The sequence below is a fragment of the Terriglobales bacterium genome (genome assembly GCA_035457425.1).
Taxonomy (GTDB): Bacteria; Acidobacteriota; Terriglobia; order Terriglobales; family Acidobacteriaceae; genus JACPNR01.
This window is the reverse complement of the sequence record DATIBR010000099.1, coordinates 26543-39567: the sequence shown is the minus strand read 5'-3', so window position 1 is coordinate 39567 and position 13025 is coordinate 26543. Positions and strand designations below refer to the sequence as shown.

Below are 13025 nucleotides of genomic sequence, written 5' to 3'. Positions count from 1 at the left end.
CGGCCGAGACAACGACCAAGGAGGTTGCGGTATCATGCTGCCCGAGTTTTTCTGCGAGGAGAGATGATCGCGATCGGAGATTTCGTCCAGGGGCTGCAGCGCTTCGCGCCGGCGGATTTCACGCGCATCGAGCGCATCCGGGATTACGTGCGCCAGAACCCGGTGGCGCCGGAGTCCATTGAGCGCTACACGCTCTGGGACAAGCAGCACTACACGCGCAACCTGATCGACCGCACGCCGCTGTATGAGCTGATCGCCATCTGCTGGGAGCCGGGACACATCTCGGCCATCCACAACCACGAGGGCCAGAACTGCTGGATGTCGGTTCCGATCGGGCGGCTCAAGGTGCAGAACTATCGCGTGATCGCGGAAGACCCGAAGGCCGGCACCTGCGACCTGGAAGAAGACAACGTGGAGTGGATCGAGCCCGGGAACCCGTGCGCCGTGGACCCGAAGCGCCCGGTGCATCGCGTGGAGAACCCGCGCGAGGCGAACACGCGCGCGGTGAGCCTCCACATCTACTCGCATCCCATCGACGCCTGCACGGTGTACTCGCAGGAGAAGCACACCTGCGGGCGCGTGGACCTGCACTACAACACGAAGTTCGGGATCCACGAGAACCTGCACGCCTAGCGCGCGGTCGCGGCGGGCGCTTTCTCCAGCCGGCGGCAGGCTTCGGCGAGGTCGGCGTCGGTCTTGGCGAAGCAGAAGCGCAGCATCTGCTCGCCGCCTCCACCAGAATAGAAGGACGAACCGGGGACGCTGGCGACGCCGGCGGTCTCGAGCAAGTGCATGGCCTTCGCTTTCGCGGTCTTTCCCGGAAGCGACGAAGCGTCGGCCAGGACGTAGTAAGCGCCCTGCGGGATGCAGGGCGCGAGGCCGATGTCGGCGAGCGTGTCGCACAGCAGCTTGCGCTTGGCGGCGTACTCGACGCCGAGCTGCGCGTAGAAATCCGGCTGCAGCTCCCGCAGGCCGGCGGTGACGCCCGCTTGCAGTGGCGCGGGCGCGCAGATGTAGGCGAGGTCGTGGAAGTACCCGATGGCGCCGGCCCAGCGCGCCGCGCAGGCCGCGTACCCGATGCGCCAGCCGGTGATGCTGAAGGTCTTGGAGAAGCCGGAGATGGTGACGGTGCGCTCTGCCATGCCCGGCAGCGTGCCGGGCGAGACGTGCTCGCGGCCGTCGTAGAGAAAGTATTCGTAGATCTCGTCGGTGAAGACGAACAGGTCGCGCGCGACCGCGAGCTCCGCGATCCAGCCCAGCTCTGCGCGGGTGAAGACCTTGCCGGTCGGATTCGCGGGCGAGTTCACGACGATGGCGCGCGTCTTCGGAGTGAGGGCGCGCTCCAGTTCGGCGCGCGTGAACTTCCAGTCGGGTGGCGCGAGCTTCACGAACACCGGCTTGGCGCCGACGAGCGCCAGCGTGTTGACGTGGTAGCCGTAGTAAGGCTCGAAGACGATGACTTCGTCGCCGGGGTCGAGCAGCGCGACGCAGGTGGAGTAGAACGCGCCGGTCGAGCCGACGGTGACGACCACTTCCCTCTCGGGATCGACGGTGATGCCGTTGTCGCGGCGCAGTTTCGCGGCGATGGCCTGGCGAAGCTCGGCGACGCCGTCGAGCCGCGTATAGGAGTTCAGGCCGCGCTCGATGGCTTGGATGGCGCCCGCGCGCACCGGCGGCGGGAGCTCGGTGTCGCACACCCCCTGTGCCAGGTTGATGCCGCCGACCCGGGCGCACTCCACCGACATGATCCGGATCTCGGACTGGATGATGGAAGCGGCGAGCTTGCTCAACGAGATCATCGGGCTCTTATTGTACCCGCGCGGGTTGTCCGCGCCGGGCGGCGACGAATGCGTTTCGTGGCACAACCAGAGCTGCCGCTCCTACCTCCTATCTATGCATGTATCGCCGGTCCCTGGCCGCCCTGCTGCTGTGCGTACTGTGCCTGGGGGTGGTGTGCCCGCCGGCGGCGGCCTACTCGGTGCTCAGCCACGAGCAGGTCATCGACATGGCATGGAACGACTCGATCGCGCCGCTGCTGCGCGCGCGCTTCCCGCACGCCACGCCCGACGAGATCAAGGCAGCCGAGGCCTACGCCTTCGGCGGATGCGTGATCCAGGACCTGGGGTACTACCCGTTCGGGTCCCCCTTCTTCAGCGACCTGGTGCACTACGTGCGCAGCGGCGACTTCGTGGTCGCGCTGCTGAAGGACGCGCAGACGCTGAATGAATACGCCTTCGCGGTAGGCGCGCTCGCGCACTACGTCTCCGACATCCACGGCCACCCGACGGTGAACCGCGCCGTCGCGCTCGAGTATCCCAAGCTGCGGCGGCGGTTCGGCGACGTCATCACGTACGACCAGGCGAAGTCGGCGCACCTGGAGACGGAGTTCGGCTTCGACGTGCTGCAAGTCGCGAAAGCGCGCTACGCGCCCAAGCAGTATCACGACTTCATCGGCTTCGAGGTCGCGGAGGAACTGCTGGAGCGCGCCTTCCGCGAGACCTACGGGCTCGAACTGAAAGACGTGATGACGCACCAGGGCCTGGCCGTCGCGACCTACCGGCACGCGGTGAGCCAGACCATCCCGCACCTCACGCAGGTGGCGCTGGCCACGCGCAAGCCGCAGATGATGCACGAGTTCAAGGACTTCGACGAGAAGAAGTTCCTCTACAACCTGTCGCGCGCCGACTACGAGAAGGAGTGGGGCACGAAGTACCAGAAGCCCGGGCTGGGCGCGAAGATCCTGGCGTTCTTCGTGCGGCTGGTGCCGAAGATCGGCCCGTTCCGCGCGGCAAAGTACCGCGACCCGACGGCCGTGACCGAGAACATGTACTTCGAAAGCATGAACACCACGCTCGATCACTTCCGCGCGCGGCTCGCGGAGCTGCGCAAGGGCGTGCCCATCACGCTCGCCGACTACGATTGCGATACCGGCGCGCTGGCGCGCCCGGGCGAGTACGCGCGCACCGACCGCGTCTACGACAAGCTGCTGCGCACGCTGAACGAGCAGCGCTTCCGCACGCTCGACGCGCCCCTGCGCGCCGACTTGCTGAGCTTCTTCGCGCAGCGCACGCCGAAGGACAAAGACACGCGTGAGGCGCTGGCGCGCCTGCGCCAGACGCCGGCCGCCGGAGCGCCCGCCATCGCGGCGGAAGCCGTCAAAGAGTGAGGGATCTGGTGCCGGGAGCGGGGGTCGAACCCGCAAGGGCCGTGAGGCCCGGCGGATTTTGAGTCCGCTGCGTCTGCCAGTTCCGCCATCCCGGCTTTCGGGGCAACTAGCACGTCGCAAAGCACTTAGCTCCCGGGTACGGGGAGCGCGATCGCCCTGCGTGCTACTGCTCGGACCAGCCTCTTCAGTATCGCACAAGAGCAATCCAAACTCCTGCTGCCTTCCACTCTCTAATCAGTCATGAACTTGCGACGATGCCTCACGCTGGCGCTGGCGCTGGGTGCCCTGTCCGGAGTGCGCGCCTTCCCTGACGACCCGAAGCCGCTGGTGCTGCACGTGCTCCGGAGCCCGGAGAGCGCGCTCGAGCCGTGGCTGCACGACACCAGCCGGTGGTTCATCCGGCAGAGCAAGACGCCGGTGGAGATCGTGTTCCTGGACGCGCAGCCGAAAGGCGCCGCCCCGGACGCGAAGAGCCAGACGAGCAGTGCGGTGGCGGACACGCCGCCCCAGCCGGACCTCGTGATCCTGGAAGCCAACCTCGAGCCGGGACTGTACGGGATAACGCTGCCGCCGGATGCGAAGAGCGTTGGGAAGGCCGACCTGGTGCTGGCGGCGGTTCGCTTCCCTAAGCAGAATCTTTCGCTGGCGCAGGCGCTGGCCGGCAAGGCCCGGCGAGCAGCGCTGGTCCAGGCTGCGGCGGACTCCGCCGCGGGCATGTACGCGCTTTACCTGGAATCGCTCGCGGCACGGAGGTCGAAGCGCGCCGCCGATGCGAAGGATGTGGACGCGCAGCCGCTCGAGACTCTGCTGCGTGACCAGACTGTGACGCGAGACCGCTACCTCCTCATCCCCGACACCTGGTGCGGCGCTCTGAAAGAGAAGGGACAAGCGCTGGCGGCGCGGTATCCCACGGAAGGGTTCGTGCAGATGAAGATCGTTGGGTTCGTCCCCGCCGGCTCGGACGAGAAGCGCGCGAAGCTCGCCCGGGAGCTGCTCGACTTCCTGGCGCTGCGCGGGCGCACGGACCCGCCGCCGAAGTGCGCCGCGGAGCCTGCCGGGCTGACGCCGATCGCCACGCCGTCGCCGGAGCAGGTGCAGGCCATCTACGCCGGGTTCAAGAAGAGCCGCTAGGGATTCGGCTCGGAGGCGACCACGAGCGGCCGCAGCAGGCGCAGCACCGTCTTGTCACGCCGAGCCATGATCTGGCGCGCGAGATATTCCGCCGCCGCCGGATCGGAGAGCTCGCCGGTGGCGACCGCCGCGCGGATCTGCTCGTCGGTGAACGACCCGACGATGCGCGCCGCCCAGCGCGCGTCGCGCAGCGTGAGATTCTCGAACGCGATGACCGGGAAGGTCGGCTTCCACGCCAGCGGGTCGAACCCGTCCGCCGAGTAGCGCCCGACGCTCGGGAACTCTACCGGAATGGGATGCTGCGTGGAAGGCGGCTGGTATGCGCCGAGGGTCGCTAGGCCCTTGCCCGCTTCCTTCAGGTCGAAACGATTCTCAAAGCCCGCCCACTGCGGCTTGATGGTGTTGCCGGCGCTGCCGAGGGTGGAGCCGAAGTCGAAGACGTAGTGGCGGATGAAGTGGCGGCCGCCTTCTTCCACGAACATGTCGAGCGTGTTGGCGGTGTGGATGTCGTAGTCGTTCAGCCAGGCGGCGAAGATGCGCAGCGCGCGGACGTCGCGGCGGTGCTGGTGCGGGATGATGTCGTTGGGGTCGTCCTCACGAACACCGGTAAAGCGGAAGCCGCCCTTCGGCTTGCCCGGCAGCATCTTGCTGGCGACGGCGCGGTAGGCGCCGTCAGGCCGGCGCGGCAGCAGGGCGAGGATGCGGTCGAGGTCTTCCTGCTTGAACGCGCGCTTCTTGCCGCGCATGGTGAGCTTGGCGTCGGGCGCGAGCTGGAGCTGCTCCGGCCGGAAGTAGAACAGGTAGTTCTCCGGCACGTTGTAGCCGATGGCGTAGAACAGCTTGGTGCTGATGACCTCGGCCGCGGTCGCGACTTCCGGGAAGTCCGGCGGGTCGAACTTCAGCAGGTAGCTGTCGCCGCGCTCATCCTTGATCCAGAAGCCGCTGCCCACGCCGGCGGCCTTCCCTTTGGTGACAAGGAGCTTCCCCGGCGCCGGGCCGGTGCCGCGATTGGGTCCGCGGCGGATCTCGTCGAGCGACATCGCGCGCCGCCCGTTGCGGTTCGTGAACCACGAGGAGTCGGGCACCTCGTCGACCGAGTTCACGTTGTACGACTCCTTCTCCTGGTCGGTGACGTAGCGATATTGCCGCGGGAAGTCGAAGGACTGCCTGATCTGCTCCCACAGCGTGCCGTCGAGGAACTCGATGACGTCGAGCGTCTTCAGCTCCTTGGGCTCCTTGATGTCTTCCATGTCGTAGTCGAGCCAGAGCGGAGGCTCGCCCGGCTTCTGTTGCGCGAGCGCCGGCAGCGCGAGAACGAGGAGCAGCGCCGCCAGAGCAGCTCGCGATGTGTGGAAGAGGTCCATGGCCTAAAACCCCCGGTTGAGCTTCAGGAAGAGGCGCGTCTCCTGCGGGCTCTTCCCTACGAAGATGCGGAAGGTGAACTGCTTTGCGGGGCGCGCCTCGAAGCCGCCGCCGAAGGTCGCGCGCAGGTTGTCGGCTCGCAGCTCAGAGAGCCCGTTGAAGACCTGGCCGAAGTCCGCGAAGAGGAACGCGCGCAGTTGCTCGACCAGTTGCCAGCGATACTCCAGGCTGCCGGCGAGCGCATTGTTGCCGTAGAAGCGATACGACGGATATCCGCGCAGCGTCTCGTAATCGCCCAGTCGCGCCATGCGGAAGAACGGCACAGCGCGGTCGCCGCGCGGGTCGTTGAACAGTCCGAGGACGCGCACCGCGATGACGCGTCGCTTGGTGCCGAGCGGGAGATACGTTCGGCCGTCCATGCGATACGAGGTGAAGGCGAAGGCCTGGCGGTCGACGCTCCAGTTGTCAGCGACGCCGAATCCGACCCAGGCGCCGGCGCGGGGATCGTCGGCGGCGTCGCGTGCGTCGAGCTCCAGCGAGGCGTACGGCCCGAAGAGCTGGCCGCCGGCCAGGCCCGGCACCTCCGCGGGGGTGAACAGCGCCTGCGTCGTCGGGAAGCGCTCGTCCCTGCCGGGGAAGATGCTGGTGCTGGAGTAGTCCACGCCCGCGCCGAGCTGCACGCGGCGGTGCGGCTGGAGCTCCGCGCCGAGGCGCGCGCTGCGCTCCTGCTGGTCGAAGGTCGTGCGATCGAACTCGGACGAGAACGCCCCGATGCCCGAGAAGTCCTCCTGCGGGCGCATCTGGTAACGGCCGGCGGCGATGAGGCGGAAGGTGCGCTTGTGGCCGCCGGTGGGGTCGTAGGTCAGGCGCGCGCGCGTGTCGAAGTAGCGGCGCAGGGTGGCGGCGACCGCGGCGGACGCTTCGAAGTCGCGCGAGAGCAGGTCGGCGGTCGAGACCGAGAAGCCGCCGCCGATGCCCGAGCCCTCGCCCAGCCCGCCGTACATGAACTTCTTGTGCAGATGGTGATGGCCGGTCGCGAGCCGGTCCTTGTTGTCGCCGAAAGCGCCCGCGGGAAGGTGTCCGGCCATGTTGGCGACGCCTTCGATGGGAAGATTCAGCAGGCGCACCGGCGCCATGAAGACCTTGCGCACCGCGCTCTGCTTCGGCGGGAACTTCGACTTGTCCACGATGCGCCGGCGCGGCGCACCCTGCTCCGGGGCGCCGGCCTGCGACGCCGCCTGCGGCCAGGCGGCCGTCGCCAGCAGCGCGACGACCAGCGCCACGCGCGCGATGGAGCGGGCCTCAGCCACGGAGGTACCCATAGCGATAGTCACGGATCTCGCGCGTGAGCGCGGAAAAGAGTCCCTGGACGATCTCGGGGTTTTCGGCGAGGACCTCGAGGAACTCGGCCGCATCGATGCGCAGCGCAAGCGTGTCTTCCTCGGCGGTGGCGTTGGACTCGCGCTCGCTGCGGTCGAGGATGGCGAGCGTGCCGAAGGTCTCGTCCTCGGTGCGCACCGCTTCGAAGTCGGCGGCGGGCTTGCTGAGCCGGACGCGCCCTGAAACGATCTGGAAGAGCGCGTCGCCGGGATCGTTTTCGCGGAAGATGTCCTCGCCCGCGGCAAAGCGGACTTCCTGCGCGATGCCGGCGATCTTCAGCAACTGTTCGGTCGTGCAGTAGGCGAAGATCTGCGCGCGGCGCAGGCTCTTCATCTTGTCGAGCACGTTCAGTCCGGCCGCGTCGCGCAGGGTTGTGCTCGTGGTCATGCGATCCTCCGTTGTGGTGGTGGAGCGAGTCTTTCGCGCACGGACGCCGCGGTCGCGGCGACCAGCGGCTCCTCTCCGCGCGCAAGTTCTTCGAGGCTGTCGTACAGCTCTGCGACGCGCTTGCCGGCAACCTCGTCGAGCGCGGCCAGCGCAACCGCCGGCGAAGGCGAGCGCAGCAGCTCGGCGAGCGCGGCCTCGCGTCTTTCGGGCGGCGCGATGCCCAGCCGCTCCGCGCACGCGAGGCGCGCGCCCATCGCCATCTCCTCGTCGAGCGCCGGCAGCACGACCTGCTTCATCTCCTGCGGCAGCAACTGCTCGAGCAACTCGACCGCGTTGGCGCGCACCGCGTGGTCCTTGCTGGAAAGCCCGCGGTAGATGCGCAGCAGGTCTTCGGCGGGATGCAGCAGGCTGAGCAGCCGGAGGACGTTCTCCAGCGAGGCGGCGAGGCGCTGCTGCAAGGTCGCCTCCAGCAACTCGGGGGTGCGCTCCGACTCGTCGTCCGTGGCCGGGGCGACGGCTTGTAGCAGCACCACCGTCCCGTAGTACTCGCGCAGCTCGGCTTCGAGCTCGTGGCGGATGGCCTTTTCCGAAACCTGCAGCTCGGGATGGCGCGCACGCGCGGCGCTGAGCGCGTGCACGATGGCGGGCCGCAGCTCGCGGTCGCCGGAGGCCAGCGCCTCGAGCAGGAGGTCCACGGCCGGCTGCGCGCCCATGGCGGCGAGGGCACGCACGACGCCGCGCCGGATGGCGGCGTCGTGTCCCGGCTCGAGCACATAGTGCCGCAGGCGCTCGAGGATGGCAGGCCCGCATTGCGCCAGCGCGGCGCACGCGGCGGAGCGCGCGCTGTGCGTGGCAAGGTGCGGTACGATCAGCGGAACCAGTTCCGGATGCGCGAGAGTGCCGGCGCTGCGCAGAGCCTCGTGGACGACCTCGCGCGAGGGGTCCTGAAGCAGCAGCGCGAGCGCTTCGTGCACGGCCTCGAGCGATCGCAGCGAGCCGAGGGCGCGGGCCGCTTCCTTGCGCGCGCCTTCGTTGGTGCTGCGCAGCAGGCTCTCGAGCGCGCGGGTGGCGAGTGCGTGATGGCCCTGCTTCGCGCGGCGATCGAGCGCCCACACGATGGCCGCGCCGCGCAGGCGGTAGTTGGTCTCGCGCAGGTAGCGCAGCACGCGCTTCTTGGGTACCGGCTTGCCGAACTTGCGCGCGATGTGCATCGCCTTGGCGCGCACCTTGGGCGACTCGTCGTCGAACAGCGGCGTCAGCTTCTCGGCGACGCGGCGGTCGCCGGTGGTGGCGAGCGCGTCGAGCGCGGCGGCGCGCACGGCCTCGGAGTCGTGCGTCAGCAGGCGCTGCACGTGCGGCACCACGGTGCCTCCGGCGCGCGTGGCGCGGATGATCTCGAGCGCATAGAGGACGTCTTCCGTGTTGCGGCTGTGCAGGCTCTTGATGAACGTGACGGCGGTCTCGGGGTCGCGAACGTCGACCGGCGGCCGCGCATCGAGGCCGAAACCGCCTTCCGCGAGGGCCGCGCGCAGCGCGTCGCGATAGCGGTAGCGCACCGCCATCAGCGCGACCATCCAGACGCCGATGATGCCGAGCGTCACCGCGCTGACGCCGCGGACGCTGAGGCCGGCGATCGCCGTCAGGCCCAGCACCAGCGCGCCGGCGGAGGCGTCGGCGATGCGCCACAGCACGGTGTCGATGAACGACTTCACCGCCGGCTTGATGTCGCTGGCGACCGGCAGGTAGAGCAGCTCGCTCGCGCTCTTGTCCACCGAGTGCTTGAGGAGCTGGTCGGGGCCCTTGGCGGCGAGCGCGGCTGCCAGGCCGGTCCACACCAGCAGCGCCAGCGAGCCCGCGCCCACTGCGAGCGGCAAGATGAACAGCGCGATCCCGACGCCCAGCCGGCGCAACAGGCGGCTGGTCAAGAAGATCTGCAGGATGAAGGAGAGGATGCCGAGGTATCCGTAGAACGAGCCGAAGAAGTGAGTGAGCTGGTCCTTGGCGGGATAGATCTGCTCCGCGACCGCCTTGAACTGAAAGTCGATGACGGTGGAGACGACCTGCGACAGCGTGATGACCACCGCGATGAGCGTGAGGTAGCGGGACTTCAGGATGATGGCAAGGCTCTGGCGCAGGTTCTGCGGCTGCCGCGGCGCCTCGCGCTCGTCCGCGCTCGCCCGGCGTCCGGTGCGCCAGATGAAGTTCACCAGCACCACGCAGACGGCGATGAACAGGATGATGGCGAGCAGCAGGTTGTCGGTGCCGATGCGCTTCACCGCCTCGCTGGAAAAGAAGCCGCCGATAACCGCGCCCAGGATGCCGCCGGCGCCGATGAAGCCGTAGAGCCGCTTCGCCTGGCGCGTGGTGTAGATGAAGTTGGAGAGTGTCCAGACCTGCATGGGCGCGATGACGCCGAAGATGCCGGCCCAGAAGTAGATCGCCGGGTAGAGCCACCCGAACTTGAAGCGCAGCAGCCACCAGAAGACGAAAAGGTTGACGGCGAAAAAGACCAGGGTGCCGGAGACGAGCTTTTCATGCGAGACGCGACGCGCGAGCCGGATGTAGATGGAGACGAACACCCCGGCGATGGCGGCGATGCCGATGTACATGTACGGCAGCTTGAAGGCGCCGAAGCGGCTGATGAAGAGCGCGTCGCGCACCGACTTGGAGATCACGTAGCAGCTGATCACCAGCACCAAATAGGCGAAGAAGGCGAACGCAGTGGGGCCCTCGCCGCGGCGCAGGCCGAAGGCGGAGCGGAAACGGTCGCTGAGGTGCAGCTCTGGCACCCCGAATCGGATGCCGGTTCGAGTGCGCGAGTTTGGTCAGCGCATGGCCGAAAACCCGCTAAAAATCAGGGATTTGTGGGGAAACCCGCGGCTTACTTCACCGCGGCCTGGGTGGCGCGGACGGGCTGGCCGTTGACCAGCCGGGGCAGCACGCCGGCGTCGACGGTCTGGCCGTCGCGGCGGATGGTCTGGAAGTTCAGCGAATCGCCCTCGATCTCGACCACCATGAAGGTGTTGTCCTGGTCTTCGCCCTTCTCGGTGAACTCGGAGCGCGACCCGATGTTGCCTTCGCGCAGCTTCGCGGAGCCGCCCTCAATGAAGTAGTAGATCCCCTTCTGCGGGCGGATGCGCTCGTAGAAGTGCTCATGACCGGCGAAGACCACGTTCACACCATATTTCAGGAACAGAGGTTCGAGCGCCTGGCGCAGCTCGATGTCCGGCCCGTGGCGCTTGCCGGAGGAGTACAGCGGATGGTGGAAGAAGCAGATCTTCCACCGGTCGTTGCTCTTCTGCAGCTCGGCCTCCAGCCAGCGGAGCTGCTCCAGGTCCATGTAGGTGCTGTCGAGCGCGAAGAAGCGGACGTCGCCCTTCTTGAAGGTGTAGTAACGCTTGCCGCCCATGTTGAACTTCTCGTAGAAGCGCTGCGCGGGGTCGTCGTGATTGCCGAGCGCGGCGTAGAACTTCACGTCCTTCTCGAGCAACGGCTGGTACGGACGGGAGAACTTCTTCTCGTAGTCGTCGGGGCTCTCGCCGCCGTAGAGGTTGTCGCCCATCATCAGGACGAAGTCGAACGGGTAACGGTCGTAATAGTTCTTCAGCAGCTCTGCGATCTGGTACTGGTGCTTGTCGCCGGTGCCGGTGTCGCCGATGACGGCGAAGCGGACGGCGTCGTTGCCGGCGGGAAGCTGCGGCTGCTGGGCCGAGGCGGACAGCGCCAGCAGCAGGAGCGCGAGAGCGGCGCGGCGGAGCGTCTTCACGGCAGCGCTCTCGGGACGAGGTCGATGACGAGCTGCGAGCGGGTGTCGACCAGCAGCAGGTCATCCTGCACGAAGCGGTACTCGAGGCCGTCGGGGAGACGCGGCAGGACTCTCAGGATGTCGGGCGGCATCATCGCGCGGCCGTCCGCCGGGTATGGGCCGTTCACCATGATCTTCTTTTCGATCTGCTCCGGCTTGTCATCTTCAACGGCGCGGCGCTCGGGGCTGGCGCGGCGCCCCAGGTACGCCGCCATCACCTTGCCGATGCGCGCGGTCAGCTCCGCGCCGAAGACGTCGCCCACGCGCGCGGTCGGACGGCGCTTCCGGACCTCCTCGGCCAGCTGCCGGCGGTGCGCGGTGATCTCCTCCGGCTTGCTCTTGCCGTCGATGTGCGGTGACGCCCGCTCCGCTTCGTCGCGCAGCTTCAGGAAGTCGTTGAGGCGACCTTCGAACGCGGCGAGCGCCGGGTCGGCGGGCTTCTCCTTCCCTGCCGGGCCGGCGGCGAACGCCGGGCACACCAGCAGCAAGGCAGAGAGCACCCCGGAAATGGCTAGGGAACGCATATTAGTAGGACGTCCCGGCGCGGCAGCAGCGTTGCTTTGCCGGGCAGGAAAGATGCGGGCTTCGAGGCTGCTGTGCGACCATAGCGGGTCATGGCCGCCGCACCCCCAGCCCTGGAAACGCCGCGCCGCGAGCGCATCCGGTTCGACCGCAACGAGTTCTCCGGGGCGTTCGGCGACATGGGGACCGACTTCCCGCTCATCGCCGGCATGATCCTGGCCGCCGGACTGAACCCCGCCGGAGTGCTCACGATGTTCGGCGCGATGCAGATCCTCACGGGCTTACTGTACGGCATCCCGATGCCGGCGCAGCCGCTGAAGGCGATGGCGGTCATCGTGATCACGCAGAAGGCGAGCGGCGCGGCGCTGTACGGCGCGGGGCTGGCCATCGGCGTGATCATGCTGGTGCTGGCCGCGACCGGCCTGCTGAGCGCGGCCGCGAACGCGGTGCCGAAGGCGGTGGTGCGCGGCATCCAGTTCGGACTGGGGCTGCAACTCGCGACGCTCGCGCTGCGGGACTACGTGCCGGCGGAGGGCGGCGCCGGGTTCATGCTCGCCGGCATCGCGTTCGTCATCACCCTGCTCTTGCTGGGAAACCGCCGCGTGCCACCGGCGCCGTTCGTGTTGGCGCTCGGATTCGTCTACGCGCTGATATGGCGCGTCGACCCCAAGCTGCTCGGGCAGGGATTCGGATTCGCGCTGCCGCAGCTCAACCTCCCCACGCGAAGCGACATCTGGGTCGGGTTCTATCTGCTGGCCATCCCGCAGCTCGCGCTCTCGTTCGGCAACTCCATCCTCGCGACCAAGCAGATCACCGCCGACCTCTTCCCGGAAAAGAAGCTCACCATCCGCAAGATCGGGCTGACCTATGCCGCGATGAACCTCATCAACCCGTGGTTCGGCGGCGTCCCGACGTGCCACGGCTCAGGCGGCATGGCCGGGCACTACACCTTCGGCGCGCGCACCGGCGGGTCGGTCATCATCTACGGCCTGTTCTACCTGGTGCTGGGTCTGTTCTTCTCGCTGGGGTTCGCGAGCATCATCCCGCTGTTCCCGAAGCCGGTGCTGGGAATCATGCTGCTGTTCGAGGCGGTCGCGCTGTTGCTGCTGTGCCGCGACATGGCACAAACGGCCGGGCAGTTCGCCATCGTGCTGGTCGTCGGTCTGAGCGCGGTCGCGCTGCCGTACGGTTACGCCATCGGCCTGGCGCTCGGACTGGTGCTGCACTACGCGTTCGCGGGCCGCCTGGAGCGACTCACGCGGCAGGCGTAGC

11 protein-coding genes and 1 tRNA gene are annotated in these 13025 nt (G+C 67.9%); 4 read left to right on the top strand and 8 right to left on the bottom strand.

The window, feature by feature from the left end; genetic code table 11:
• Window positions 1–63: 63 nt before the first annotated feature.
• Window positions 64–633 carry a cysteine dioxygenase family protein gene (locus VLA96_07475; GenBank protein HSE49028.1) on the top strand — a complete coding sequence of 190 codons (570 nt, stop codon included), beginning with the start codon at window positions 64–66 and terminating at the stop codon, window positions 631–633.
• Here VLA96_07475 and VLA96_07470 read toward each other — a convergent pair.
• Window positions 630–1799: an aminotransferase class I/II-fold pyridoxal phosphate-dependent enzyme gene (locus VLA96_07470; protein HSE49027.1), complete on the bottom strand. Its 1170-nt coding sequence runs from the start codon at window positions 1797–1799 to the stop codon at window positions 630–632. The genes VLA96_07475 and VLA96_07470 overlap by 4 nt on opposite strands.
• 98 nt (window positions 1800–1897) lie before the next feature.
• Between VLA96_07470 and VLA96_07465 the strand changes: the two genes are divergently transcribed.
• Window positions 1898–3166 (top strand): zinc dependent phospholipase C family protein, encoded by a 1269-nt coding sequence (locus VLA96_07465; GenBank protein ID HSE49026.1) that lies wholly within the window; start codon window positions 1898–1900, stop codon window positions 3164–3166.
• 6 nt (window positions 3167–3172) lie between these two features.
• Here the strand turns inward: VLA96_07465 and VLA96_07460 are convergent.
• A tRNA-Leu gene (locus VLA96_07460) sits at window positions 3173–3261 on the bottom strand.
• A 145-nt stretch (window positions 3262–3406) separates the two neighbouring features.
• Between VLA96_07460 and VLA96_07455 the strand changes: the two genes are divergently transcribed.
• A complete protein-coding gene (locus VLA96_07455) occupies window positions 3407–4297 on the top strand; it encodes a hypothetical protein (GenBank protein ID HSE49025.1) in 891 nt (296 codons plus the stop codon).
• On the opposite strand, the gene VLA96_07450 is transcribed toward VLA96_07455, so the two are convergent.
• The 6 genes from VLA96_07450 to VLA96_07425 all read right to left on the bottom strand — a co-directional run bounded on the left by VLA96_07450 (window position 4294) and on the right by VLA96_07425 (window position 11755).
• A complete protein-coding gene (locus VLA96_07450) occupies window positions 4294–5661 on the bottom strand; it encodes a hypothetical protein (GenBank protein HSE49024.1) in 1368 nt (455 codons plus the stop codon). The genes VLA96_07455 and VLA96_07450 overlap by 4 nt on opposite strands.
• Window positions 5662–5664: 3 nt before the next feature.
• Window positions 5665–6969, bottom strand: coding sequence for a BamA/TamA family outer membrane protein (locus VLA96_07445; GenBank protein HSE49023.1), 1305 nt, complete (start codon window positions 6967–6969; stop codon window positions 5665–5667).
• The gene (locus tag VLA96_07440; protein HSE49022.1) at window positions 6962–7426 is read right to left on the bottom strand and encodes a cyclic nucleotide-binding domain-containing protein; all 465 of its coding nucleotides are present in this window, start codon (window positions 7424–7426) and stop codon (window positions 6962–6964) included. The genes VLA96_07445 and VLA96_07440 overlap by 8 nt, the downstream gene beginning before the upstream one ends.
• Complete coding sequence (locus VLA96_07435) at window positions 7423–10215, bottom strand: Npt1/Npt2 family nucleotide transporter (GenBank protein ID HSE49021.1); 2793 nt, start codon at window positions 10213–10215, stop codon at window positions 7423–7425. The genes VLA96_07440 and VLA96_07435 overlap by 4 nt, the downstream gene beginning before the upstream one ends.
• A 92-nt stretch (window positions 10216–10307) precedes the next feature.
• Entirely contained in the window at window positions 10308–11192 is an 885-nt protein-coding gene (locus VLA96_07430) for a metallophosphoesterase (GenBank protein HSE49020.1), read from the bottom strand.
• Window positions 11189–11755 carry a hypothetical protein gene (locus VLA96_07425; protein HSE49019.1) on the bottom strand — a complete coding sequence of 189 codons (567 nt, stop codon included), beginning with the start codon at window positions 11753–11755 and terminating at the stop codon, window positions 11189–11191. Before VLA96_07425 ends, VLA96_07430 begins: the two co-directional genes overlap by 4 nt.
• 90 nt (window positions 11756–11845) lie before the next feature.
• On the opposite strand from VLA96_07425, the gene VLA96_07420 reads away from it, so the two are divergent.
• Entirely contained in the window at window positions 11846–13024 is a 1179-nt protein-coding gene (locus VLA96_07420; GenBank protein HSE49018.1) for a putative sulfate/molybdate transporter, read from the top strand.
• Window position 13025: the final 1 nt, after the last annotated feature.

Coding starts and splice junctions, on each gene's coding strand:
- VLA96_07455 (HSE49025.1), top strand. CDS start 3,407: ATGAACTTGCGACGATGCCTCACGCTGGCGCTGGCGCTGGGTGCCCTG.
- VLA96_07470 (HSE49027.1), bottom strand. CDS start 1,799: ATGATCTCGTTGAGCAAGCTCGCCGCTTCCATCATCCAGTCCGAGATC.
- VLA96_07420 (HSE49018.1), top strand. CDS start 11,846: ATGGCCGCCGCACCCCCAGCCCTGGAAACGCCGCGCCGCGAGCGCATC.
- VLA96_07475 (HSE49028.1), top strand. CDS start 64: ATGATCGCGATCGGAGATTTCGTCCAGGGGCTGCAGCGCTTCGCGCCG.
- VLA96_07450 (HSE49024.1), bottom strand. CDS start 5,661: ATGGACCTCTTCCACACATCGCGAGCTGCTCTGGCGGCGCTGCTCCTC.
- VLA96_07465 (HSE49026.1), top strand. CDS start 1,898: ATGTATCGCCGGTCCCTGGCCGCCCTGCTGCTGTGCGTACTGTGCCTG.
- VLA96_07425 (HSE49019.1), bottom strand. CDS start 11,755: ATGCGTTCCCTAGCCATTTCCGGGGTGCTCTCTGCCTTGCTGCTGGTG.
- VLA96_07440 (HSE49022.1), bottom strand. CDS start 7,426: ATGACCACGAGCACAACCCTGCGCGACGCGGCCGGACTGAACGTGCTC.